At 64.5% G+C, this 24,349-nt stretch carries 23 protein-coding genes and 1 other RNA gene; 8 read left to right on the top strand and 16 right to left on the bottom strand.

The annotated features are described in order from the left end of the window. Positions 1-12: 12 nt before the first annotated feature. The 3 genes from ACROSR_RS10840 to ACROSR_RS10830 all read right to left on the bottom strand — a co-directional run bounded on the left by ACROSR_RS10840 (position 13) and on the right by ACROSR_RS10830 (position 6,157). A complete protein-coding gene (locus ACROSR_RS10840) occupies positions 13-1,698 on the bottom strand; it encodes a glycine/sarcosine N-methyltransferase (protein ID WP_432684880.1) in 1,686 nt (561 codons plus the stop codon). A gap of 499 nt (positions 1,699-2,197) precedes the next feature. After that, on the bottom strand, positions 2,198-4,963 hold the full coding sequence (locus tag ACROSR_RS10835; RefSeq protein ID WP_432684878.1) for a [protein-PII] uridylyltransferase: 2,766 nt from the start codon (positions 4,961-4,963) through the stop codon (positions 2,198-2,200). A 21-nt stretch (positions 4,964-4,984) separates the two neighbouring features. Beyond that, positions 4,985-6,157, bottom strand: coding sequence for a penicillin-binding protein activator (locus tag ACROSR_RS10830; RefSeq protein ID WP_432684876.1), 1,173 nt, complete (start codon positions 6,155-6,157; stop codon positions 4,985-4,987). Positions 6,158-6,265: 108 nt separating this feature from the next. Between ACROSR_RS10830 and rsmI the strand changes: the two genes are divergently transcribed. Genes rsmI through ACROSR_RS10810 form a run of 4 tightly spaced genes read left to right on the top strand, consistent with a single transcriptional unit; the run spans position 6,266 to position 9,467 of the window. Further along, on the top strand, positions 6,266-7,135 hold the full coding sequence (rsmI, locus tag ACROSR_RS10825) for a 16S rRNA (cytidine(1402)-2'-O)-methyltransferase (RefSeq protein WP_432684874.1): 870 nt from the start codon (positions 6,266-6,268) through the stop codon (positions 7,133-7,135). Next, positions 7,132-7,566, top strand: coding sequence for a YraN family protein (locus tag ACROSR_RS10820; RefSeq protein WP_432684872.1), 435 nt, complete (start codon positions 7,132-7,134; stop codon positions 7,564-7,566). The genes rsmI and ACROSR_RS10820 overlap by 4 nt, the downstream gene beginning before the upstream one ends. A gap of 57 nt (positions 7,567-7,623) precedes the next feature. Next, on the top strand, positions 7,624-8,559 hold the full coding sequence (gene gshB / locus ACROSR_RS10815; RefSeq protein ID WP_432684870.1) for a glutathione synthase: 936 nt from the start codon (positions 7,624-7,626) through the stop codon (positions 8,557-8,559). Continuing rightward, the gene (locus tag ACROSR_RS10810; RefSeq protein WP_432684868.1) at positions 8,556-9,467 is read left to right on the top strand and encodes an alpha/beta hydrolase; all 912 of its coding nucleotides are present in this window, start codon (positions 8,556-8,558) and stop codon (positions 9,465-9,467) included. Before gshB ends, ACROSR_RS10810 begins: the two co-directional genes overlap by 4 nt. On the opposite strand, the gene ACROSR_RS10805 is transcribed toward ACROSR_RS10810, so the two are convergent. From ACROSR_RS10805 to gatC, 7 genes are all read right to left on the bottom strand, one after another. Beyond that, positions 9,433-10,947, bottom strand: coding sequence for a YifB family Mg chelatase-like AAA ATPase (locus ACROSR_RS10805; RefSeq protein WP_432684866.1), 1,515 nt, complete (start codon positions 10,945-10,947; stop codon positions 9,433-9,435). The genes ACROSR_RS10810 and ACROSR_RS10805 overlap by 35 nt on opposite strands. 147 nt (positions 10,948-11,094) lie before the next feature. Beyond that, positions 11,095-11,586: a DUF2244 domain-containing protein gene (locus ACROSR_RS10800; RefSeq protein ID WP_432684864.1), complete on the bottom strand. Its 492-nt coding sequence runs from the start codon at positions 11,584-11,586 to the stop codon at positions 11,095-11,097. A 36-nt stretch (positions 11,587-11,622) separates the two neighbouring features. Further along, positions 11,623-12,019: RNase P RNA component class A (gene rnpB, locus ACROSR_RS10795), an RNA gene on the bottom strand. Between the two features lie 12 nt (positions 12,020-12,031). Further along, positions 12,032-12,721, bottom strand: a complete 690-nt coding sequence (locus tag ACROSR_RS10790; RefSeq protein ID WP_432684862.1) for an N-acetylmuramoyl-L-alanine amidase — start codon at positions 12,719-12,721, stop codon at positions 12,032-12,034. 7 nt (positions 12,722-12,728) lie between these two features. After that, complete coding sequence (locus tag ACROSR_RS10785) at positions 12,729-13,430, bottom strand: hypothetical protein (protein WP_432684860.1); 702 nt, start codon at positions 13,428-13,430, stop codon at positions 12,729-12,731. Between the two features lie 33 nt (positions 13,431-13,463). After that, positions 13,464-14,951: an Asp-tRNA(Asn)/Glu-tRNA(Gln) amidotransferase subunit GatA gene (gene gatA / locus ACROSR_RS10780; RefSeq protein ID WP_432684858.1), complete on the bottom strand. Its 1,488-nt coding sequence runs from the start codon at positions 14,949-14,951 to the stop codon at positions 13,464-13,466. Beyond that, on the bottom strand, positions 14,951-15,238 hold the full coding sequence (gene gatC / locus ACROSR_RS10775; RefSeq protein ID WP_432684856.1) for an Asp-tRNA(Asn)/Glu-tRNA(Gln) amidotransferase subunit GatC: 288 nt from the start codon (positions 15,236-15,238) through the stop codon (positions 14,951-14,953). The genes gatA and gatC overlap by 1 nt, the downstream gene beginning before the upstream one ends. 227 nt (positions 15,239-15,465) lie before the next feature. On the opposite strand from gatC, the gene ACROSR_RS10770 reads away from it, so the two are divergent. Both ACROSR_RS10770 and ACROSR_RS10765 read left to right on the top strand, forming a co-directional pair. After that, complete coding sequence (locus ACROSR_RS10770; RefSeq protein ID WP_432684854.1) at positions 15,466-15,975, top strand: VPLPA-CTERM sorting domain-containing protein; 510 nt, start codon at positions 15,466-15,468, stop codon at positions 15,973-15,975. A gap of 112 nt (positions 15,976-16,087) precedes the next feature. Beyond that, positions 16,088-16,780, top strand: a complete 693-nt coding sequence (locus tag ACROSR_RS10765) for a metal-dependent hydrolase (protein WP_432684852.1) — start codon at positions 16,088-16,090, stop codon at positions 16,778-16,780. A gap of 74 nt (positions 16,781-16,854) precedes the next feature. Here ACROSR_RS10765 and ACROSR_RS10760 read toward each other — a convergent pair whose 3' ends face one another. Continuing rightward, a complete protein-coding gene (locus ACROSR_RS10760) occupies positions 16,855-17,646 on the bottom strand; it encodes a pseudouridine synthase (RefSeq protein ID WP_432684850.1) in 792 nt (263 codons plus the stop codon). A gap of 64 nt (positions 17,647-17,710) precedes the next feature. Here ACROSR_RS10760 and ACROSR_RS10755 point away from each other — a divergent pair, with 64 nt between their 5' ends. Next, positions 17,711-18,181: a nucleoside deaminase gene (locus ACROSR_RS10755; RefSeq protein WP_432684898.1), complete on the top strand. Its 471-nt coding sequence runs from the start codon at positions 17,711-17,713 to the stop codon at positions 18,179-18,181. Here ACROSR_RS10755 and ACROSR_RS10750 read toward each other — a convergent pair. The 4 genes from ACROSR_RS10750 to ACROSR_RS10735 form a co-directional block, all read right to left on the bottom strand. Then, positions 18,161-19,126, bottom strand: coding sequence for a LysR family transcriptional regulator (locus tag ACROSR_RS10750; protein ID WP_432684848.1), 966 nt, complete (start codon positions 19,124-19,126; stop codon positions 18,161-18,163). The two genes, ACROSR_RS10755 and ACROSR_RS10750, sit on opposite strands and share 21 nt — an antisense overlap. Before the next feature lie 7 nt (positions 19,127-19,133). Beyond that, on the bottom strand, positions 19,134-19,697 hold the full coding sequence (phaR, locus tag ACROSR_RS10745; RefSeq protein ID WP_432684846.1) for a polyhydroxyalkanoate synthesis repressor PhaR: 564 nt from the start codon (positions 19,695-19,697) through the stop codon (positions 19,134-19,136). A gap of 128 nt (positions 19,698-19,825) precedes the next feature. Further along, a complete protein-coding gene (locus tag ACROSR_RS10740; protein WP_432684844.1) occupies positions 19,826-20,284 on the bottom strand; it encodes a phasin family protein in 459 nt (152 codons plus the stop codon). A gap of 114 nt (positions 20,285-20,398) precedes the next feature. Next, the gene (locus ACROSR_RS10735) at positions 20,399-22,207 is read right to left on the bottom strand and encodes a PHA/PHB synthase family protein (protein ID WP_432684842.1); all 1,809 of its coding nucleotides are present in this window, start codon (positions 22,205-22,207) and stop codon (positions 20,399-20,401) included. A gap of 103 nt (positions 22,208-22,310) precedes the next feature. Between ACROSR_RS10735 and phaZ the strand changes: the two genes are divergently transcribed. Beyond that, the gene (phaZ, locus tag ACROSR_RS10730) at positions 22,311-23,591 is read left to right on the top strand and encodes a polyhydroxyalkanoate depolymerase (RefSeq protein WP_432684840.1); all 1,281 of its coding nucleotides are present in this window, start codon (positions 22,311-22,313) and stop codon (positions 23,589-23,591) included. A 55-nt stretch (positions 23,592-23,646) separates the two neighbouring features. Here the strand turns inward: phaZ and cuyB are convergent, their stop codons facing one another. Continuing rightward, positions 23,647-24,327, bottom strand: coding sequence for a cysteate racemase (gene cuyB, locus ACROSR_RS10725; RefSeq protein WP_432684838.1), 681 nt, complete (start codon positions 24,325-24,327; stop codon positions 23,647-23,649). Positions 24,328-24,349 lie beyond the last annotated feature (22 nt).

Below are 24,349 nucleotides of genomic sequence, written 5' to 3'. Positions count from 1 at the left end.
GGCAAAACCGGTTCAGGCAGGCTTGCGGAAGGTCTGGATGCCCCAGGCCAGATGCCCCGCATCGGCGGCCTTGACCCAGTTCTCCAGCCCGATTGCCATCTTGTCGAGATACTCGGCGGAGCTGCCATTCTCGCGCAGACGATCATAGTTGGCCAGCAATTCCTCGCGGACGCGGGCATAGTGGTTGCGCAACTGACCGGTCATGTCGTCCTGCTCGACGATCTCGAACCCGAGCGTCTCGGCCACTTCGCGGTAGAACCGCATGGACCCAAGGCTGTTGAGTTGCAGCCGGTCATAGACCGGTTGCAGCACGCCGGGCGGCACGTCATCGGCCTGCATCGGATCGGTAAAGATCAGGTGTCCGCCGGGCTTGAGTACGCGGAACGCTTCCGCGATCACCTTGTCGCGCTGATCCGAATGCAGGAAGCTGTCCTGGCTCCAGACCACGTCAAAGCTATTGTTGTCTGCGGGGACGTCCTCGAACACGCCGTGGCGGACGTTGATCTTGCTGCCAAGCTTGGCCGCGCGGATCTTGCCAAGATTGTATTCGTTCTGCGTCTCGGAAATGTTCAGGCAGACCGCATCGCAGCCGGTGTCACGCACCAGCGTGCGCATCGCGCCGCCATACCCGGCGCCCATGTCCAGAACGCGCGACCCGGCGGTCATTTTCGGCAGGCGCTTGACCATTTCCGCGATCGTCAGATCGCTGGCGGTGCGGATGTCATCGGTCGTGTCATACAGCCCGATATGCAGATCCTCGCCGCCCCAGATCGTGGAATAGAACGTGTCGGCGTCGTCGCTGTCATAGTAATCTTCGGTGACGTCGCGAATATCGGTCTCGCCATCTTCCTTGACGCCGCCCCAGCGCACAAGGTGAAGTGCGGATTTCTCGGCCACGTGGATGAAGAAATCGGGATCGTCCTCGGCATAGGTTTCCTGGAAATCGCCATAGGTGCGCACGCGCTCGAACCCGGCCTCTTTCAGCAGGCGGCGGACATAGTTCTTGCGGATCGGGCACATGTTGAGCGTGAACTGCTCGCCATCCGGAAAGCTGTAGACCATGCGGCACAGCCCCTCGTCGACATGGCTCGGCTCGGCGGTCACCTTGTCGCCGCAATAGTAATACTTGTGCTTTGTGGAATATCCCTGATCGAGCATCGCATCATAGTTGCGCTGATCGAGGATGAGGATACCGTCATGCTTGAGCGCCGCATAGAATTCCGCCAGCGCGCGGCGGCGGTCCTGCTCTTCATGCAGGTGCGTGAAGGAATTTCCAAGGCAGATGATCGCGTCATACTTGCCGTTGATATCCCGGTTCAGCCAGCGCCAGTCAGCCTGCGCGGTCTTCAGGATCAAACCCCGCGCCTGACCGTTGTGAAACGCCTTGGCCACCATGTTGGCGGATCCATCGGCGGCGGTGACGTCAAAACCCGCTTCGGTCAACCGGACGGAATGAAACCCGGTGCCGCAGGCGACGTCCAAGACCCGTTCCTTGCCACGGGCACGAAGAATATCGATAAAGAACTGGCCTTCGCTCTCGGCGCGGGCCTGCCAGTCGATCAGCTCGTCCCATTTGTCGACGAAGGTTTTGACATATTCCTTGCGGTAGTGATCGGTTTCACGATCTGCTGTCGGATCCTCGCCGTAGACCTGTTCCTTCAGCGCAAATTCGGCATTTCCGGTGCTTGGATTCGTCATGTGTCTCGTCGCTCCTTTTCACAATCTTCCGCCAGCGCGCCCGGCTTCGGACCGCCATAGTCCGGTCGCGCCATTCCGCGGACTGCAGATATGGGTTTCGACCGATCATCGAATTGTCTTTATCGAGGCACGCCTTTCGGGGGCGGCCTTGCGGCGCGGCCGGATTTTCTCCGGTTCGTGCTTGTAGCGGTGATATTATTATTTGCCTTGACTAAGCGTTGTTCACCGCTAACGCCGGGTTCGAGGGATACGTTACATAGTTCAAACGGCATTTCAAGTTTTGTGAACGACATTCATGCCACAAATGAGCCAAATTGATGATTTGCAAGGCAAACAATCGGTATCACGCGTATGTGCTGCCTGTGACAGCAGGTTGCGACCATTGGTCAGAGGCGCGTCAGGGGGTCCGACGCCGCACAAGTTGGCCTGTCGGGCCTCGTTTTCAGGCTGTACCAGCGTGCAATAAGGCGCGGTCGCAGGATCGCGCAACCACGCCGGGTCAGGACGTGGCGCGTTCAACGCCTTCGGTGATCGCGGCGCGAAGCTTGCGTTCCAGCGTGGCGCGCTTGGCCTCAGAATGGAACTTGAGGCCGAACATGTCCTTGACATAGAAACTGTCGACGACCTTTTCGCCAAACGTGGCGATCACCGCCGAGGCGATATACACGTTGGACGCGGCAAGCGTCCGCGTCAGATCGTATAGCAGGCCGGGCCGGTCGCGGGTGTCCACCTCGATGATCGTGTAGACCTCGGACCCGTCATTGTCGAAGGTGATATGCGTGGGCACCCGGAACGCGCGCTCGCGCTTTTTCAGCTTGTCGCGCGACTTGATGGCCTCGCGCGGGACAACTTCGCCCTGCAATGTCTTGTGGATCATCTGGCGCAGACGGGGCAACCGGTCGGATTCGAACGGGTGGCCGTCATCGTCCTGAATCCAGAACACGGCGGTCGCGAACCCGTCCTTGGACGTGTAGGTGCGCGCATCGACCACATTCGCCCCCACAAGTGCCAGCGCGCCGGCAAGTCGCGAGAATATGCCGGGATGATCGGCCAGCGCAAAGCACGCGCGGGTGGCGTCGCGATCCTCGTCGATGGCCAGATCGATGCCGATCTCGTCGGCGTGCAGCGACCACAGAAGCCGCGCGAAGATCACATGCGCGGTGACATGCAGCCCCTGCCAATAGGGGGGGTAATGTCGGTTGGTCTCTTGCTTGAGGTGGCGTGGATCCCAGTCCGACAGCGCCTCGCGCAGGTTACGCTTGGCATCCGCGCCGCGCTGTTCGCGGGTGAACTCCTCGAACCCGTCCTCGAGAACACGCCGCGTCTGACGGTAGAGCGCGCGAAACAGCGACGCTTTCCAGTTATTCCACGTGCCGGGGCCGACACCGCGAATGTCGCAGACGGTCAGCAGCAAAAGCAGATCCAGACGCTCGCGCGTCTTCACGGCCTTGGCAAAGTCGCGCACCGTGCGCGGATCGGCGATGTCGCGTTTCTGCGCCATGTCCGACATCAGCAGGTGATAGCGTACCAGCCATTCGGCGGTATCCACCTCGCGCGGTTTCAGGCCAAGGCGCCGGGCCACCTGGCGGGTGATGCGCGCCCCGAGAATCGAGTGGTCCTCGTCGCGTCCCTTGCCGATATCGTGCAGCAGCAGCGCCACGTACAGGACGCGACGATTGACCCCCTCCTTCAGGATCGAGGACGCGACCGGAAGCTCCTCGATCAGCTCTCGGCGTTCGATCTGGGCGAGGTGCGAGATGCACTGAATGATATGTTCGTCCACCGTGTAGTGATGATACATGTTGAATTGCATCATCGCGACGACGGGTTGGAATTCCGGCAGGAAGGCCGACAGTACGCCAAGCTCGTTCATCCGTCGCAGCGCGCGCTCGGGATTGCCGTGTTTCAGCAGCAGGTCGAGGAACAGCCGCGCCGCCCGCGGATCCCCCCGCATCTTCGTATCGATCAGGTGCAGGTTCGCGGTCACCAGCAGCATCGCGTCGGGATGGATCAGCAGGCCGGTGCGCAGCCCCTCTTCGAACAGGCGCAACAGGTTCAGGGGATCGGCAAGGAAGGCGGCCTCGTCGTCGACGGCGAGGCGGCCGTTGATCTCGACATATCCGGGCTTGAGCTTCTTGCGACGCTTCAGAAGCCGTTGCAGCAATGGCTCTGATTTCAGGTGCGACGCTTCCAGCTTGGTCAGGAACATCCGCGTGAGATCACCAACGGCCGTGGCGTGACGGAAATAATCCTGCATGAATATCTCGACCCCGCGCCGCGCCGAGCTGTCCTTGTATCCCATGCGATCGGCCACCTCGACCTGCATGTCGAAGGTCAGTTGCTCGTTGGGACGTCCCGCGATCAGGTGCAGGTGACAGCGCACCGCCCACAGGAACGTCTCGGCCCGCAGGAAGGTGCCGAACTCGTCCCGGCTGAACACCCCGAGCGCCATCAGCTCGCTCACATCCTTGACCCGGTGCTGGTACTTCGCGATCCAGAACAGCGATTGCAGGTCGCGCAGCCCGCCCTTGCCCTCCTTCACGTTGGGCTCGACCATGTACCGCTCACCCAGCTTTTCGTGTCGGGCATCGCGTTCCTCGAGCTTGGCTTCGGTGAAGGCGCGCTCGCTGCCGCTGAACAGCTCGTCCTGGAGGCGCTGGTTGAGCGTCTCGGCCAGCGTCGCCTCACCCGCCAGAAAGCGGTTCTCCAGAAGCGCGGTGCGGATCGTGAAATCGTCGGCCCCAAGCCGCAGGCAATCCCGGATCGTGCGGCTGGAATGCCCCACCTTGAGCCGCAGATCCCACAGGATGTACAGCATGCTCTCGATGACGCTCTCGGCCCAGGGCGTGATCTTGTAGGGTGTCAGGAACAGCAGATCGACATCCGATTGCGGCGCCATTTCCCCCCGCCCGTAGCCACCTACGGCGAACACGGCGAGACGCTCGGACTCGGTCGGGTTGTGAAGCGGGTGCATCACGCGTGTCGAAAGGTCGAGCGCCGTGAGGATCACGCAGTCCGTCAGCCAGCAATAGGCGCGGGTTACGGGGCGTGAATCGAACGGGCGGGCGGCAAACGCCCGGGCGATGACATCGCGCCCTTGCCGCATCCGGTGCGACAGGATCGACACGGCGGCACGGCGCAACGCCGCGGTGTCGCCATCCGACGCCACCACCGCCTCTGCAAGGTCCGCCTGAACACCGGCCTGGTCGAATATCTCATGCGCCGGACGAACCAGGTCGTCCGGGCAAGGTAGGGACAGCGACACGTCAGATCCTATCGGCAGGTCTCAAAATCCGGCCCCGCCAAAGCTTTGCGGGGCAGGCGACAGGATCTCGACCCGTTCATCGGTGATGGTGGCCACGGCAAGACCGCGCTCGTTCGTGCCATCCGGCCGCAGCCTGAACACGCCGTTGACCCCCTTGAAGCCAGCCGATTGCGTGAGACTGCCACGTCCCAGCCCCTGACCGGACTGCACAAGCGCGCCAACCGCGGCGATGCCGTCATAGGCCAGCCCGGCAAGCGGGTGCGGCGCACTGCCGTTCGCGCTTTGGAACCGGTTCTTGAATCGTTCCGACCGGTTCGGATCGGGCAGCGCGAACCAGCCACCCTGCACGCCCGGCAGTTCCAGCGTTTGCGGCGGCGTGTCCCAGCGGGACAGGCCGATATACTGCAGCCGGTCCGGACCAAGACCGTTCTCGGGCAGCATCTGCGAAAACAGCGGCAGCGCCCCGGCGGTGTTCGCGGTCAGAAAGATCGCATCGGCGGATTCGGTTTCGACCATCTCGCGGATGACCGGAACCGCGTCGAGCACCCCCTCCTGCGAGAAGTCATACGCAACGCTGCCCGCCAGCGTCCCGCCATTGCTGCGCAGCGCCTGCTCGATCGCGGACCGTCCCAGACGACCGGCGAGATTGTCAGAATAGACCGCGACGATGCGCGACGTGCCCTCGCGCACGGCAAAGCCCGCCAGCCGGTTCGCCGTGTTCTGGAAAGTCTGCCCCAGAACGAAAAGATTGCCCCCAGCAATGGTCGGATTGTTGGAAAACGTCAGCACGTTGATATCCCGCGACGCCATGGCGACCGCGACCGCGTTGGCCGATTCGGCATGCAGCGGCCCGATGATGATGCGCGCGCCGTCATTGGCCGCGTTCACCGCGGCTTCCTGGGCCTGCGATGCGTTGCCGGCCGTGCCATAGACCCGCAGATCGATATCGACACCGGACAGATCCGCGACAGCCATGCGCGCCGCGTTCTCCAGATCGCGGGCAAGCTGTTGTTCCTGCGCATTGGACGTGCCATGCGGCACCAGAAGCGCAACCGGCACCGCATCGCGTGAGGGCGGCATGCCCCCGCCGGTCTGGGTCATGGGAATCGGCTCGCAGGCGGCAAGCCAAAGCGCGGCGAACCCGATGAGGAATCGGCTGAAACGCTTGCGGATCGGGTCTGGGATGGCAAACATGAGAACGGAAACTCCTTCATTGCGCTGCGCCGGCGTCTGGCTCTTTTCTCTGTCGAGTACACCCACGGCCTTGCGATATCATAAACGTCATACAGGGCGGGTCCAGCGATGAATCCCGACACACGGAAACTGGCCGCCGGGCTCTACCTGATCGCCACGCCGATCGGGGCGGCCCGGGACATCACGCTGCGCGCGCTCGATATCCTCGCGGCGGCGGATGTGCTCGTGGCCGAGGACACCCGCAGCTTGCGGCGGCTGATGGACATCCACGGGGTGCGCGTCGGCGACCGGCCGCTCTGGCCCTATCACGATCACAATGGCGCCCGGATGCGGCCAAGGATCATGGCCGCGCTCGCCGAGGGGAAATCGGTGGTCTACGCGTCCGAGGCGGGAACACCGATGGTGGCCGATCCGGGTTTCGATCTCGGGCGCGCGGCGGTGGCCGAGGGGCACGGGTTGATCTCCGCGCCGGGGCCATCGGCGGCAATCACCGCCTTGACGCTGTCCGGCCTGCCGACGGACCGGTTTCTCTTTATTGGGTTCCTGCCCAACACCTCCGCCAAGCGCAAACAGGTTCTGTCGGAACTGGCAGAGGTGCCCGCCACCCTCGTGGTCTACGAATCGCCCAAGCGGATCGACGCCATGCTGCGTGACGCAACGGGCATTCTGGGGGCGGATCGCCCGGCGGCCCTGTGCCGTGAACTGACCAAGAAATTCGAGGAGGTGCGACGCGGCACGCTCGCCGAGCTTGCAGAAGGCTGCGCGGTCACACCTCCGAAGGGCGAGATCGTCGTCGTGCTGGGACGCGGGGAGTCGGAAAATGTTAAGGAAGTCGATCTAGACAGATCCCTGCAGGACGCGTTGACCGACCTGTCCGTTCGGGACGCGGCAGACCAGGTAGCGGCACGGTTGAGGCTGCCGCGCCGCCGCGTCTATCAGCGGGCGCTTCAACTGGCGACGAAAGGTGACACCGAATGAAACAGTTGGACTTCGATTTCGAGGCGCCGCAGGTCGGTCATGTCATAACGCCGGCACCTGCCGCACAGCGCCACCACCGTGGCCGGCGCGCCCACCTGTCGGGCCATGCCGCGGAAGACATCGCGCTGCGCGGCTATGCCTCGCGCGGCGCGCATGTGCTCGCGCGGCGCTGGCGCGGCACAGGCGGCGAAGTCGATCTCGTCCTGCGCGAGTCGGACAATTTCGTCTTCTGCGAGGTGAAAAGGGCCGCGAATTTCGATCTGGCGCTGACCCGGATCAGACCCGAACAGGTCCAGCGCATCTTCGGCGCCGCGTCGGAATATCTCGGGCAGACGCCGCAGGGGCAGCTATCGCCGGTGCGTTTCGATCTGGCGCTGGTCGACGGGACCGGCGATCTGCGCATCATCGAAAACGCGTTCCGTGATTTCTGAATTGCACCTCGATGGCCCATGGCGCATGAACGTGGCGACAAGCAGCAGAGGTCGCCCATGAAGATCGCCTTTCAGATGGACCCGATCGGACCCATCGACGTAAACGCCGACAGCACCTTTCGCCTCGCCGAAGAGGCGCAGGCGCGCGGGCACGATCTGTTCTACTACCTTCCCGAACGGCTGGCCTATGACGACGGGCGGGTGACCGCACGCGGCTGGCCCTTGCATGTTCAGCGTGTGCCGGGGGATCACTTCACGCTTGGCGACGAACAGACGGTCGATCTGGCGCAGTTCGATGTCGTCTGGCTCCGGCAGGATCCGCCCTTTGACATGTTCTATATCACCACGACACATCTTCTCGACCGGTTGAAACCCGGCACGCTGGTGGTGAACGATCCCTTCTGGGTCCGCAATTATCCCGAGAAGCTCATGATTCTCGATTTTCCCGATCTCATGCCACCCACGACCATCGCGCGCGATATCGAGACGATTCGCGCGTTTCGGGCACGGCACGGCGACATCATACTCAAACCGCTTTACGGCAATGGCGGTGCGGGTGTGTTCCATCTACCCGAGTCCGATCGCAATCTCGCCAGCCTTCACGAGATGTTCACCGGGCTCAGCCGCGAGCCGCTGATCGTTCAGAAATATCTCTCTGCCGTAAGCCGCGGCGACAAGCGGGTGATCCTGGTGGATGGCTTACCCATCGGGGCCATCAACCGCGTTCCCGCCGATGGCGAGACACGCTCGAACATGCATGTCGGCGGACGGGCTGAAAAGGTCGAGATGACCGACCGCGACCTCGAGATCTGCGCCCGGATCGGCCCGCTTTTGCGCGAGAAGGGCCAGATCTTCGTCGGCATCGACGTGATCGGCGACAACCTGACCGAGATCAACGTGACCTCGCCCACCGGGTTGCAAGAGCTTGAACGCTTCGACGGCACGAACGGCGCGGGCCTGATCTGGGACGCGATCGAGGCGCGGCGGGCATGAGCCTGCGCCGCAGCGTCCTGAACCTTGCGCTGCGACTGATGGAAAAACCGTACCTGGCACGGGTCCGTGATCCGGCAAGCTTTCGCGACGGCCTCGAAAAAAAGGCTGAGTTCTGGTTTCGCCCGCCCCAAGGCAGCACCTTCGAGGCGGACAGATGCGGCGGGGTGTCTGCGACATGGGCGCTCGGACCCGGCGTCACGCGCGACACGGGCCCCGCGATTCTCTATTTCCATGGCGGGGGCTATGTCTTTGGCTCGCCTGCGACCCACCGGGCGATGCTGGCGTATCTTTCAGGCCGTGCGGGGTTGCCCGCCTGCCTGCCCGATTACCGCCTCGCGCCCGAGCACCCCTTTCCGCGGGCGGTCGATGACGGGCTTGCCGCCCTCGCATCGCTGCGCGACCATCCCGGCGGGGTGATCCTCGGCGGCGACAGTGCCGGGGGCGGGCTGGCCCTAGCCGTACTGGCCGAGACGCTGCGCCAGGGTGGCCCGCGGCCGCGCGGCCTTTTCGCCTTTTCGCCGCTGACCGATCTTACCTTTTCCGGCGAGAGCCTGCGCCGCAACGCGCGCGCCGACGTGATACTGCCAGCGCACCGCGCCGACGAGATGGCACAGCTTTACCTGCAAGGGGCCGACACGCGCGATCCGCGCGCCTCGCCGCTTTTCGCGGCGTTCACGGGGGCGGGCCCGGTCTGGCTGACGGTTGGCGACACCGAAATCCTGCTCGACGACACCCGCCGGATGACGACGCGGCTGCGCGCCGATGGCGTCGAGGTGACCGAGATCGTGCGGCACGATCTGCCGCATGTCTGGCCGATGTTCCACGGTCTGGTGCCCGAGGCCGATGACACCCTGCGCGATCTGGCCGCGTGGCTCAGGTCTCTTTCATCCCGCCCAGTCGAAAGCTGACCGCCTCGGCGACATGTGGCTGGCGCATGGCGTCGGACCCATCAAGATCGGCAATGGTGCGGGCGACGCGCAGGATGCGGTGATACCCGCGCGCGGTCAGACCGAACCGATCGGCCACGCGGGCGATCAGCGCGCGGCTGTCGGCGTCGGGCTGTGCGATCTCTTCGAGGGCCGCGCCTTCGGCATCGGCATTCAACCGCATGCCAGAGGCCGGCGGGAACCGCGCCTGTTGCACGGCCCGTGCCGAGGCGACCCGCGCAGCCACCTCGGCCGATCTGTCCCCGGTGGCAGGCAGATCAAGATCGGTGAATGCAACGGGCGGCACCTCGACCCGCAGGTCGAAACGGTCCAGCAGCGGACCCGAGATCCGGCCCATATAGTCGTTGCCGCACTCGGGCGCGCGCGCGCAGGCCCGCGCCGGATCACTCATGTAGCCGCATTTGCAGGGGTTCGCGGCCGCCACAAGCATGAAACGGCAGGGATATTTCACATGCGCGTTGGCACGGGCGATGATGACCTCGCCAGTCTCGACCGGCTGGCGCAGCGTTTCGAGCACGGGGCGGGAGAATTCCGGGAACTCGTCCATGAAAAGCACGCCGTTATGCGCGAGACTGATCTCGCCGGGTGCCGCGCGGCGCCCGCCGCCGACGATCGCCGCCATGGAGGCGGTATGATGGGGTTCGCGAAACGGGCGGTCTCGGCTGATCCCGCCCTCGGACAAAAGGCCCGCGAGCGAATGGATCATCGACGTTTCCAGCGCCTCGGGCGCGGTGAGCAGCGGCAGGATGCCGGGCAGGCGCGCGGCCAGCATGGACTTGCCCGATCCCGGCGTACCGACCATCATGATGTGATGGCGGCCGGCGGCGGCGATTTCCAGCGCGCGCTTGGCACGTTCCTGACCCTTGACGTCGCGCAGATCACGGCAAACGGGCGCTGCCGTCACCTCGCCGGGCTCGGCGCAGGTCAAAAGGGCCTGCCCCGTGTAGTGACGCACGACATCCGTCAGGGTATCGGCGCCGATCACCTGCGTTGCACCCACCCAGGCCGCCTCTGCCCCCGAGGCACGGGGGCAGAGCAGCATGCGGTTATCCTCGGCCGCGGCCATCGCGGCCAGAAGGGCCCCGATCACCGCGATCAGCGTGCCGTCCAGAGACAGTTCACCAAGCGCCGTCGTCCCCTCGGCGGCGTCACGCGGGATGATCTCGAGCGCGGCGAGCACCGCGAGCGCGATCGGAAGATCGAAATGGCTGCCCTCCTTGGGCAGATCCGCCGGCGACAGGTTGACGGTGATGCGCCGCGACGGCATGGCGATGGCCATCGACGACAGCGCCGTGCGCACCCGGTCGCGCGCCTCGGACACGGCCTTGTCGGGCAGGCCGACGATCGAGAAGGCGGGCATCCCCGGAGTTATGGCGCATTGCACCTCGACGGCGCGTGCGTCGACACCTTCGAAAGCCACGGTATAGGCGCGTGCGACCATGCGGGTCCCTTTGTCATGTCTTGGTTAATGCTTAGGGGACCATGCGTTTAGGAAAGGTTAACGGGTGCGCGCCTGTCGACCGGCTGGCCCAGTGCCGCAGGCCGCCGGGCACAGGCCACGACCGGCGTGGCGCCGCCCGCCAACCGTCTACCGTGTCACCAGCGCCTCGCTCAATTCGCCGTACAGCGCCTTGCGCTCGTCCTCGGACAGGAACGCGCCGATTTCGACCTCACGTCCGGCTCCCTTGAGCGTGATGTAATGCTCGACCGGACCGCCGGTGCGATGCATTTCGACGCGCGCCCAGTAGCGGTTGCACCCCCATTCCTGTGTATCGCCACGCGGATTGGTGCGAAGAAGGTGCACCTCGTCCGGCGCGATGGTCAGCACCTCGGTCAGCCGCGCGGTGTGATAGCTATGTTCGAGCGCCCACCAGATCGCCCCGACAGCCGCCATCAGGAATGGCAGCAAGGCCCACAGCACGGGCGATCCCAGCACCGAGAACAGAGGAAGGATGATCAAGAAGAAGGTGATCAGCATGAACCCCGCGAACCCGCGTCGCGACAGCGAGCGGTGCGGCCAAAGAGAAAGCGTGCTGTCGTGCGCCGCGCCATGGCGCGCGGTGGTCCATTCATACGGCATGACGTGATGTTTAGCCCGTTTGCGGGAAATGAAAAGATGCGCGGAGGGCCTGTAAGCCGGATTCTGTCCAGGGGTCGCCCCCTTGGATGACCATTCATCTCGACGCATGGTTGCCCATGCGCCTCTGGCTGCCAACCCGGACCGCCGGGCCAAGACGTGCCTGCGGGCGATCGGTTACCCGACCTGCCCCCGCGCGCGGTCCCTATTTGGCATTGCTCCCGGTGGGGCTTGCCGTGCCGGTCCGGTTGCCCGTCCCGCGGTGAGCTCTTACCTCGCCGTTTCACCCTTACCCCGGCACGGGGCCGGGGCGGTCTGTTTTCTGTGGCGCTTTCCCTCGGGTTGCCCCGGCCGGGCGTTACCCGGCACCGTTGTCTTGTGGAGTCCGGACTTTCCTCGACGCGCTGACGCCCGCCGCGGCCATCCAGCCCTCCGCGCACTGTCCCGCTTAGGCGGTCGCGGTGTCGCGGTCAACGGGGAAGCGTTCGGCAAGATCGGCGATCATCGCGCAATCCGCAGGCATGATCGGCCCGATGGCCGAGGGGCGAAAGCGCATCCGAAACGCCCGCAGGATATCTTCCGGCGACACGCCATCGAACAGGCGGTACCCGAACGTCGCGGCATGATGCAGGAAGGCGCATTGCGATACCTCGTCCGGGATACGGGGCTGCGCCCAGACCGAAAGCCCCTGCCGTGCCAGCCGCGCCCAGTCGAACCGTGGCCCCGGATCAAACTTGCGCGCCGGCGCCATGTCGGAATGGCCGATGACCCGCTCTGGCGCGATCCGCCACCGCCGCATGACACCGGCGACGAGTGCCTCCAGCGCCGCCATCTGGGGGGCGGGGTAGGGATGCGCGCCGGTATTGGCCAGCTCGATCCCGATGGAGCGGGAATTCACGTCGGTCACACCGCCCCATTGCCCGACCCCGGCATGCCAGGCCCGCATCTCGTCGTCGACCAGATGCCAGATCTCGCCACGTTCGCCGATCAGATAATGCGCCGAGACCTCGGTGGCGGGATCGCACAGCCGGTCGCGCGCGGCTTTCGCGGTCCGCATCGCGGTGTGGTGCAGCACGATCATGTCCGGACGCGCCCCGCCCCGGCGCGGCCCGAAATTAGGCGACGGGTGCCGGATCACCGCAGGCTCAGAAGCCGACGGAATTTCTGAACGGGGCCGGGTCCCAGTCGCAGGCATAGCCGTCGCCGTCCGGGTCAATCCCCTGTCGGTCGCGATCCGGGCCGCCCTCGCGCAAGAACGCGATCTGGGCCTTGTCGGGCGAGGTGAACGCGGCGCAATTGCGCTCGGCCCGCGTTTCCTTGTTGAACCCGCGGCGACTGTAGATCTGGGTCCCCTTGGGATGGGTCGTTTCCAGCGCATAGGCCACGATATTGGGACCGACGTCGCCCGGACGGGTGCCGATGGCTTCGGGGCGTACGACCTCGTACTGGTCGCGGTTGCGGGCAATGCGGGCGGCATCCTGTTCGATGCTGCGCCGGGCATCCACAGCCTCGAAATCGTTTTCCCGCGAGATGCCGTCGGGATCACTCACGCCGGGCTGCGGGTTCGATGGACCGGCCTGATCCGCGTTGCCGGACCTGGTCGCGTCAAGCGCCGCCTGGGTATCGGCGCCGATCCGGGCCGCTTCTGTGTCGGGGCCAAGCGCGCTCAGCGGTTCGGACGAGACGGCGTCGGGCGATTGCAGGCCCCCGCCCGCCAGCGCCGCATCGCGCGCATCCTTGTCGCGCTGATACTCGGCGTCGCCGACCTGCGTGTAGTCGTCGCCAAGGAACGCCGGCGCACAGGCCCCGAGCGCCGTCATCATCACCACTGCAAGCGCGAACCGCATGTCTGTCATCCTGCTTCGACCCATGGCCATCGTCTACCACCATTTCGCGGGCTTGGCCACGAAACCGGCTGCCTGTTCGAGCGCATGGGCGGTGTTCAGCAGATCGCCCTCTTCCCACGGCCGCCCGATCAGTTGCAGTCCAAGCGGCAGCCCGCGGCTATCCTGCCCCGCCGGCACGGAAATGCCGGGCAGCCCGGCAAGGTTGACCGTGACGGTGAACACGTCGTTGAGATACATCTGCACCGGGTCGGCCTCGGCCATCTCGCCCAGGCCGAAGGCCGCGCTTGGCGTGGCGGGGGTCAGGATGGCATCCACCCCGGCGGCGAAGACCTCGTCGAAATCGCGCTTGATCAGGGTGCGCACCTTGCGGGCGCGGTTGTAATAGGCATCGTAGAACCCCGCCGACAGGACGTAGGTGCCGACCATCACGCGGCGCTGCACCTCTGCGCCGAAGCCTTCGGCGCGGGTTTTCTCGTACATCTCGGTGATGCCGTCGCCCTGCGCGAGGCCGGCGCGATGGCCGTAGCGCACCCCGTCATACCGCGCGAGGTTCGACGACGCCTCGGCCGGCGCGATCACGTAATAGGCGGGCAGCGCGTATTGCGTGTGCGGCAGGGAAATGTCGCGGATCTCGGCGCCGGCCTCTTTCAGCATCGCGGTGCCCTCGGCCCATAGATCGCTGATCTCCTTGGGCATGCCGTCGATTCGGTATTCCTCGGGAATGCCGATCACCTTGCCGCGGATGTCGCCTGTCAGCATCGCCTCGAAATCCGGCACGGGAATGTCGGCAGAGGTGCTGTCCTTGGGGTCGTGCCCGCACATAGCGCCCAGCATGATCGCCGCGTCGCGCACGGATTTCGTCATCGGCCCCGCCTGATCGAGCGACGAGGCGAAGGCCACGATCCCCCACCGCGAGCAACGGCCATAGGTGGGCTTGATCCCGGTGATGCCGGTGAAGGCCGCCGGTTGCCGGATGGAGCCGCCGGTATCGGTGCCGACGGCGGCAAGACATAGGTCGGCAGCCACCGCACTGGCCGACCCGCCGGACGACCCGCCGGGGGTCAGCGGCGTGTCGTCACCCGTGCGCCGCCACGGATTGACCGCGTTGCCGTAGACGGAGGTCTCGTTCGACGAGCCCATGGCGAACTCGTCCATGTTGAGCTTGCCCAGCATCACCGCGCCCGCATCGAAAAGCTGCTGCGTGACAGTCGATTCGTATTCCGGCGTGAACCCTTCGAGGATGCGGCTTGCCGCCTGGCTGGCCACGCCACGCGTGCAGAACAGATCCTTTATGCCGAGGGGAATGCCGCACAGCGACGGCGCGTCCCCGGTCTTGAGCCGTGCATCGGCCGCCGCGGCCTGGGTCCGCGCAAGATCGGCAGTGTCATGCACCACGGCGTTGAGCGCCGCCGCGCCCTGCCCCGCGCCGAGACAGGCCTCGGTCAACTCCACGCTGGTGGTCTCTCCGCGGCGCAGCGCGTCGCGGGCCTCGGCGATTGTCAATGTGTTGAGATCGGGCATCATTCCACCACCTTCGGCACGGCGAAGAACCCTTCGCGCGCATCGGGCGCATTGGACAGGACCTTGTCCTGCTGATCGCCTTCGGTCACCACATCCGCGCGCCGCTTGAGACGCTGGGGCGTGACGCTTGTCATCGGCTCCACGCCCGACACGTCCACCTCGTTCAACTGCTCTATGAACCCCAGGATATTGTTGAATTCCTGCGCCAGCGACGGCAGACCCGCGTCATCCACGCGGATGCGGGCCAGCTTGGCCACCTTGGCCGCGGTTTCCAGATCGATCGACATGAGCCTCTCCTCTTGTCCGGTTCGCCCGCGTTTAGCGCCCGCGCCGGACAGAGGCAAGCACGTGCAACGCGCAGGCAGGGGGCGTCATGGGCCCGTCTTGCAACGATCGCGGCGCGCGCATCCGTTTGTGCCAGAAAGGAACAAGCTGGTTAACAGGTTGGTAACCTTTGGGGGGATATCCTCGGGGCATCTCCAATCTGTGGACGCATAACGGAAAGACTGTCTTCATGCCCAGAAAAATCCGCCGCGCTCCGGGCCTTGTCGTTCTTGCACTGGTGCTGGGCATGTTCCTGCCCAAGGCCACGTGGGCGGCAACGATCACCCTCGACACCTTGACGTATGACGTGACCTTCACGCGGGGAAACAGTTTCGACGATGATGAGCCGACCATCACGGCATCACCGTGGTGGGGCGACGCGGCCCTCGCCGAGGATCTGGCGCGAGCCTACGCGGCCCAGGTGGCTATGCCCTTTCCCTTCGATGAGCCGGGCCTGGATCGCCTGGTCTTTGCCTACGCCTATGCAGATGCGGCCGAGACCACGAACAGGTCATGGGCGCTGGTGGACGATGGCGGCATCGAATCCTTCGGGTCATTGACCAACGCCAGTCGACACAGCGACATCATTTACGCCTATGGCACCTTGGTGCCTTCCGTCATCCCGCTGCCCGCCTCAGGCTGGCTCATGCTTGTCGGGATGGGTGGTCTTGTGGCCTTGCGGCGCAAGCGGCGCGGCTGATCGGGCCGGGGCGCTCGGGGGACGGATTGTTCAAGGACACCGTCCTGGCACGCGCAGCCTTTTCTCGCCCGCTGCACCTGTTACTCTGCCGGCGCAGCAAATGGAGGCGACAATGAAGATCACATGGCTTGGACACAGTTCTTTCCGGATCGAGATCGGCGGGCAGGTCCTGCTGATCGATCCATGGCTCAACGGCAACCCGATGCTACCCGAGGACGCGCATGACGCCGCGCTGGAGGGCGCCACGCACATCCTGCTGACGCATGCGCATTTCGATCATGCCACCGATGTGCTGGACTTGGCGAAACGGCTGAAGGTTCCCATGGTCGGGCAGTTCGACCTGATGAGCCACTGGGAGGCGCACGAGGGCATCGAGGTCGTGGGATTCAACAAGGGTGGCACGGTCGACCTGGACGGGGTCACGGTGACGATGGTGCATGCCACTCATTCGACCAGCTTCGGCACCGATGCCGGCCCGCAGGTTCCGGGAAGCGAATGCGGTTTCATGATCGCCGGCGACGGGCACGTGATCTACGTATCGGGCGATACGGACGTGATGGCGGACATGGGCGTATTCCACGACCTGCACAAACCCGATATCGGCATTCTTTGCGCGGGCGGGCATTTCACGATGGACATGCGCCGTGCGGCCTACGCGGCCAAGACGTTCTTCGCGTTCAAGACCGTGATCCCATGCCATTACAAGACTTTCCCGCTGCTGGAACAGTCGGCGGAGGAATTGGTGAAGGCGCTGCCCGGGGTGGATGTGATCGAGCCGGAGGTGATGACGCCGATCGAGATCTGATATCCGGACGGGGGCGCTGCCCCCGTCGCCCGTTCGGGCGACTCCCCCGGAGTATTGCCGGAAAGATGAAGGGATCAGCGGCGGCGGCGTTGCGGGATGCGGCGGGGCGCTTTCGGCGTGTCGGGGTCCGGCGCGTCCTTGAGGCCCAATTGGTCGCGCAGCACGCGGGGGCGGATCTCTTCGACCGCGCCGGGCTTGAGCTGGCCCAACTGGAACGGCCCGTAGGACAGGCGGATGAGGCGGTTCACCCGCAGGCCCACATCCTCCATGGCGCGGCGCACCTCGCGGTTCTTGCCTTCGCGGATCGCGACGGTGATCCACGCATTCGCACCCTGCTGACGGTCCAGGGTCACAGTCATCGGCTGGAATGTCTGACCACCGACCGTCAGGCCCTTGCGCAGCGGGTCGAACATCGAATCGACCGGCCGGCCGTTGACGCGCACCCGGTAGCGGCGCAGCCAGCCGGTCGACGGCAGTTCCAGCCGTCGCTTCAGCGCCCCGTCATTGGTCAGCAGCAGGAGCCCCTCGGAGTTGAGGTCGAGCCGGCCGATGCTCATGACCCGCGGCATGTCTTCGGGCAGATCGTCGTAGATCGTCGCGCGACCCTGTTCGTCGCGGGTCGTTGTCACCCGTCCCGTGGGTTTGTGATAAAGCCACAGGCGCGCGGGGGCGGGCGCGTCGAGGGCGCGACCATCCACGACGACCGTGTCGGCGGGTGTGACGTTGAGCGCCGCGCGGGTGATCTTCTGCCCGTTCACCGTGACGCGTCCCGCCTCGATCAGGCGTTCGGCCTCGCGGCGGCTGGCACGGCCGGCGCGGGCGATGACCTTGGCGATACGTTCGCCCGGAGGAGGGGTGGTGTTCATGGCTGTTGCGCATAGCGCAAAGCCTGCGCTTGCGAAAGCGCAGATCGACGGGCAGAAGCGCGGCATGATCTTTCGCAATCCGATGACCATCGCCCTGGACGAGGCGCGTGCCGCCGGCGCGCGCGGCGAGGTGCCCGTCGGCGCGGTGATCGTGGATCCGTCGGGCCGGGTGGTGGCCCGCGCGGGCAACCGCACCCGCGCGCAGCATGATCCCACGGCGCATGCCGAGATCCTTGCCATCCGTGCCGCCTGCGCGGCCCTCGGATCAGAGCGGCTGCCGGGGCATGACCTGCATGTGACGCTGGAGCCGTGCGCGATGTGTGCGGCTGCCATTTCCGCGGCGCGGATCGCGCGGCTTTATTACGGCGCGGACGATCCGAAATCCGGGGGGGTCGCACGCGGCGCACGGGTCTTTTCGCAGCCGCAATGCCACCATGCCCCCGATCTGTATGACGGGATCGGCGCGCGCGAGGCCGAGGCCATGCTCCGGGCGTTTTTCAGGGCGCGGCGCAGTCTAGACGAGCGTAAGTTCTGACTCGAGAAACGGGTGCTGCCGAATCGCAGGGGTCACGATCGTATCCTGCAGGATCGGCCGCAGGTTCGCCGCCAGCGTCGCGGGCATGTCCTGCAGGATCCCTTTGCGCGCGATGACGCTGATCGTGCGCGTCAGGGGTGCAATCGGCAGTTTCAGCACGTCGATCCGATCTGCGAATCGCCGCGCGCGCATCAGGGCCAGCGGGGTCAGGATCGACCAGCCGGTGCCCTGTGCCACGAGCGCGAGGATGGAATGATAGCTGTCGAGTTCGAACCGATGCGGCAGGCTGAGGTTCTCGCGCACGAGATGCGCGGATATGAGCCGCCCCATGTAGTGCCGTTGCGTGTACTGGATCAGCGGCAGGCGTTGCAGCTGGTGCAGCACGTCGTCACCCGGCGTGATGACCCCGCGCGGGGCGGCCACCGCGAAGCCTTCGCGCAGGACGGGATGCACCTCTGTCCAGTCGGCCGCTTCGCCGCGTTCGGCCGCGACGATGATGTCGAGGGCGCGCGAATCGAGCTGGTCGTAGAGATCATGGCTTGCGCCGGTTTCCAGCAGAAACTGGCACCCTTCAAGTTCACCGGCCATGTGGGTCAGAAGTTGCGGCGTCACATCCGCCTCGAGATCCTCGATCATGCCGAGGCGGAACCGGGTCAATGTCGAGAGATGCGACATGGCCAGTTCCGCGCGCGCCTGCGCCGCCTCGTTCAGGATGGCCCGTGCCCGGCGCTGCATGATGTCGCCGGCCGGCGTCAGGCGTATGGGTCGGGCCTTGCGCTGCAGAAGGATGGCGCCGACGGCATGTTCAAGGTTGGTCAGTTGCTGGCTGACCGCCGACGGACTCGCCCCGAGCCGACGCGCGGCGGCGGAGATGGACCGCTCGTCGGCAGCGGCCATGAACACCTCTATCCCCCAGAGGGTGATCCGCCCCGGGCTTTCGACCATTGGCGCGTTACTTGTCCATTTTCGACAGCTTGGCCTGCAGATCGGCGAGCTGTTTCTTGATCTCGTCGATCTCTTCCTCGGTGCCGGCCGGGGTGTCGTCATCGCTTGCGGGCATGCTGCTGCCCAGTTTCGGCAACTCGCCACGGGTCATGGCCTTCATGAAGGCTTCTTGCTGGGCGCGCATGGCCTCCATGCCGGGCATGGCGGTCAGCGGGTTCGCCTTGGTCATGTTCTCCAGCATCTTGGATTGGCCGTCCCGCAGCATCTCGAAACTCGCGGCGAGGAATTCCGGCACCACGCTGGTGGCCTGCGTCGTATAACTGCGCACAAGGTCGGTCAGCACGTTGTTCGGCAGGACGCTTTCCCCGCGGCTTTCATGCTCGGCGACGATCTGCAGAAGGTATTGCCGCGTGAGGTCATCCCCGGATTTCAGATCGATGATCTGCACCTCGCGGCCGTCGCGGATGAACCTGGCGATATCTTCGAGCGTGACGTAATCCGATGTCTCGGTATTGTAGAGCCGCCGGCTGGCATAGCGTTTGATCAGCAGCGGTTTCTGGGGGTCGGCCAACAGGTATCCTCCGATGGAATGCAGCACTGCAGCGCAGACTAGACGCAACCGCAGAAAAAAGAAAGGGCGAGCCTTTCGGCCCGCCCTAACAGATCCTGTCCCGGGGAGGGGACGGGACAGTTGACCTGTTACTTCTTGGCTGCGTTGCCGGCCTTGGCCGTCGCTGCGGTCGCGTCATCGGTGGCCTTCTTGACGGCTTTCGACGCGTCTTCCTGCATGGTCTTGCCGGCCGACATCATCAGCTCGACGGTTTCCATCTGAACCTTCTTGGCGACTTCGGCGAAGGCTGCCATGTGCTCGGCGGTCGCTTCGGACTGGGCCGATGCGAAATCGGTCATCGCCTTGGCATAGTCAGCCGGCTCCGACTTGGCTTTGGACATCTCGGTCATCTTGGCGAGCGTATCCTTGGCCCACTTGTTCGAGATTTCGGCCGACTGCTCGGCTGCGCTGAGTGCAACGTTCGACAGCTTCTCGTTCAGGCTTGCCTGATTCTTGAACGCGTCTTCCATCGCCTTGGTGTCGACGGGGAAAGAGCCCATGACATCTTTGAACATTGCGCTGAAATCTTGTGTGTTTGTGTTTGCCATTGATCCGATCCTTTCGTGATCTGCTTTGCTACTAACACCCAAGTAATTGCTGCACTGCAGCATTGCAAGCATTTTCTGCTGCAGTGCAGAAAAAATCATCGGCGCGGGGTGACGTCAGACTGAGGCCTTCCGTGTCACGTAAGTGCCGGGGGCGGGCTCCAGCGGGGGATGCTCTGCATCGCCAGGCGCCCGCGCCTCGACCTTTTTGCCGGACCGTTTGGCCAGCCAGGCCTCCCATCTCGGCCACCACGACCCCTCGTGGAAGGTCGCCCCCTCCATCCATTCGTCGGCCGAGCCGGGCAGGTCGTCATTGGTGAAATGTCCGTATTTGTTCTTGGCGGGCGGGTTCACGATGCCGGCGATATGACCCGATTGCGACACGATGAACGACCGGCTGCGCGACCCCGTCGCCCGAAAGCCGCGATAGCAGTCCTTCCATGGCGCGATGTGATCCTTCTGACAGGTCACCGACATCATCGGCACCTTGACGTCCTTGATGTGCAGCGTTTCGCCGAACAACTCCATCCCGTCGGTCACGAACTCGTTGCGCTGACACAGCCCGCGCAGGTATTGCACGGTCATCCGGGCCGGCAGGTTCGATCCGTCGCCGTTCCAGTAAAGCAGATCGAAGGCCGGCGGCGCCTCGCCCATCATGTAACTGCGGATCGCGGGCTGATAGATCAGATCGCGCGAGCGCAGGAACGACATCGTCCGGCCCATGATGAACGACCGCAGAACCCCCTGTTCGGCGACTTCCTTTTCGATGCCGTCGATGAAATCGTCCTGAAGGAACGGGGTGAATTCCCCCTGCTCGGAAAAATCGGTGAGCGCGGTGAAGAAGGTCGCCGATTTCACCGACTTGTCCCCCCGCTTGGCCATCAGCGCCAGCGCCAGGTGAAGCGTGGTTCCCGCGATGCAATAGCCCACGGTGTTGACCTGCTTTTGCCCGGTGATCGCCTTGACCTCGCGGATCGCCGTCAGGAACCCCTCGTCGATATACTCTTCCATGCCGACCTCGGCATAGCGCGCATCCGGGTTCACCCAGCTCACGACGAACAGGGTGTAGCCCTGATCGGTGATCCATTTGATCAGGCTGTTCTCGGGCTTGAGGTCCATGACGTAATACTTGTTGATCCACGGCGGAAAGATGATGAGCGGCACCTCGTGAACCTGCTTTGTCGTGGGGCTGTACTGGATCAGCTCCATCATGCGGTTGCGATACACCACCTCGCCCGGCGTGGTGGCGATGTTCGTGCCCAGCTCGAACGCCTTGTCATCGGCAAGGCTCACGACCATTTCGCCGTCATTCGCCTCTAGATCGGCGATCAGGTTCTCCAGCCCCTTCACAAGGCTTTCGCCCTCGGTCTCGACCGCCCGCTCGAGGGCATCCGGGTTGGTGCCCAGAAAATTCGTCGGCGACATCATGTCGATGATCTGGTGGGCGAAGTAATCGAGACGCTGACGGTCTTTCTCGGGCAAGTCCTCGTCGATCTCCGACAGCGCGTGTTCGATCGACTGTGCGTTCAGCGCGTATTGCTGCTTGATGTATCTGAAAAAGGGATTCGTGTTCCACAGCGGGTTGGAGAAGCGCTTGTCCCCGGCCAGTGGATCCGGGTCGTCATCGTCTTCCGGGGCGGCCCCGCCGCGCAGCATCGACTGCTGCGCCTCCATGAAATGACGCACGGACTTGCCCCAGTATTCAAGCTGCTGCTCGTACATCCGGCCGGGATTCTCCAGCATTTCCGTCCAGTAGGTCGTCGCCGCCTTGGTGAACAGGTCGTTCGACGGGCTCCCCAACGAGGGGTCCGCAGGATTGCGCGCCGCCAGGACCCTGATAAGGCGCTGCGACAGCTGTTCCACCTTTGCAAGATTTTCGTTGATCTTGGGGGCAGATTTCCCGGTATCATCGTCTTGCATTGCCATTTCAGTCATTTTCCCTTACCAGTTTCTGCAAAGCAGCATCGTGATGTCGTTCGCGGGGGACGGGATGACCATAAACGGTGCTGACCAAAGATAGGAACAGACTATGCGCTACATGGCCACATACGATTTCATGGAATCCTTCCGGAATGCCAGTCAATGGCTCGGTGCCTCCGCCCTTTCGATGTCATCGTATCCCGTTTTGAGCATGATGCCAAACCCCGCGTTTCAGTGGGTGGCGGCCTGGGGCGAGGTGACTGAACGCAGCTTTCAGCGGATGGTCGCCAAGCCCGACTGGGGCATCCGCACCTTCACCTGCGAGGATGGCAAGGATCATCTGGTCAATATCGACACGGTCGTGTCCAAGCCCTTTGGCGACCTGATTCACTTCAACGTCTCCGGACGCGAGGAACAGCCGCGCAAGGTGCTGCTGGTCGCACCGATGTCGGGACATTACGCGACCCTGCTGCGCGCGACGGTCAAGTCGCTGCTGGTCAATTGCGAGGTCTACGTCACCGACTGGCACAACGCACGCGACATCCCGGTGTCGGAAGGCAAGTTCGATATCGAGGATTACACCCTCTACCTTGTGGATTTCATGCGCGCGCTTGGGCCTGACGTGAACGTGGTCGCGGTGTGCCAGCCGGCCCCGCTGGCACTGGCGGCGACCGCCTACCTGGCCGAGATCGACCCAGACGCGCAGCCGCAGACCCTGACCCTGATCGGCGGTCCCATCGACCCCGACGCCACCCCGACCGAGGTAACCGATTTCGGACGCCGCGTGACCATGGGCCAGCTTGAGGAAACGATGATCCAGCGCGTCGGCTTCAAGTACAAGGGCGTCGGGCGGATGGTCTATCCCGGCATGCTTCAGCTTGCCTCGTTCATCTCGATGAATGCCGAGCGTCACGCCAAGGCGTTCACCGAACAGATCATGCGCGTCACCAAGGGCGAATCGCGGGACAACGACCAGCACAACCGGTTCTACGACGAATATCTCGCTGTCATGGACATGCCGGCCGAGTTTTATCTTTCGACCGTGGAGCGGATCTTCAAGGGTCTGGAAATCGCCGAAAACCGCTTCACCGTCTACGGCCACGAGATCGATATCGGCAAGATCACCGATGTCGCGGTCAAGACCGTCGAGGGCGGCAAGGACGACATCTCGGCCCCCGGTCAATGCGTCGCGGCGCTCGATCTCTGCACGGGCCTGCCCGACAGCATGAAGGCCAGCTACCTTGAACCCGAGGCCGGGCATTACGGCATCTTCGCGGGCAAGTCGTGGCGCAACAAGATCCGGCCTCTGGTGCTGGAGTTCATCGACGCCAATGCCGGGCAACACGCCGACAAGAAACCCGCCCTGCGCGAAGTCGCCTCGAACGGGTGATCCGCCCGACCGCCCCTTTCCCATCGCGCGGACGGGGCGGTCCGCGACGAGGCGCTCAGGCGCGGGAGAACGAGACGACAGCCTCTGTCAGGCAATCGAGGCTGTCGGTCGTGGCCATATCGCCGGGCAGGGCCGAGGCGATCAGCGACAATTCGGTACAGGCCACAAGCAGGTGATCGGCCCCTTCGTCGCGTAGCGCTGACGCCTGATTGCACAGGCGCGGGGCCAAGGCGCCCGCATCTGAGCCGGACTTGACCGCGCGTATGATCGCCAGAAGCTCCGACTCGTCGGGCAGCGTCACGGCTGTCAGCCCGTGCGCGGCAAAGGGCGCATCGAACACGCGCGCAAGACGCGTCGCGGGCGAGGCCAGCATGCCCACCCGCCGCGCCCCGCGCGCCGCAAGCGTCTCCGCCGTCAGGCTTATCATGTCCAGCATCGGCAGATCGGTCGCCTCGCGGATCACCGGGGCGTAATGATGCGCGGTGTTGCAGGGCATCGCCAGGGCATCCGCCCCCGCCGCGGCCAGATCGCGCGCCATCCGGGCCAGCACGGGGCCCGGATCACGCCCCGTCCCGTCGATCAGGGCGGCGATGCGGCTTGGCACTTGCGGGTTCTGGTGCACGATGAGGGGCACGTGATCCCCGTCGTCGCGGGCAGGTACCGCGGCCATCACCCGTTGCATCAGCAGGATCGTCGCCTCGGGGCCCATTCCCCCGAGAATACCCACGGTTCTCATGTGCCCGTCACGACGCGGTCGA

Source organism: Roseovarius tibetensis (assembly GCF_050896375.1).
Taxonomy (GTDB): domain Bacteria; phylum Pseudomonadota; class Alphaproteobacteria; order Rhodobacterales; family Rhodobacteraceae; genus Roseovarius; species Roseovarius tibetensis.
The sequence above is the reverse complement of the archived record's forward strand: the minus strand, read 5'-3'. Positions and strand labels throughout refer to the sequence as shown.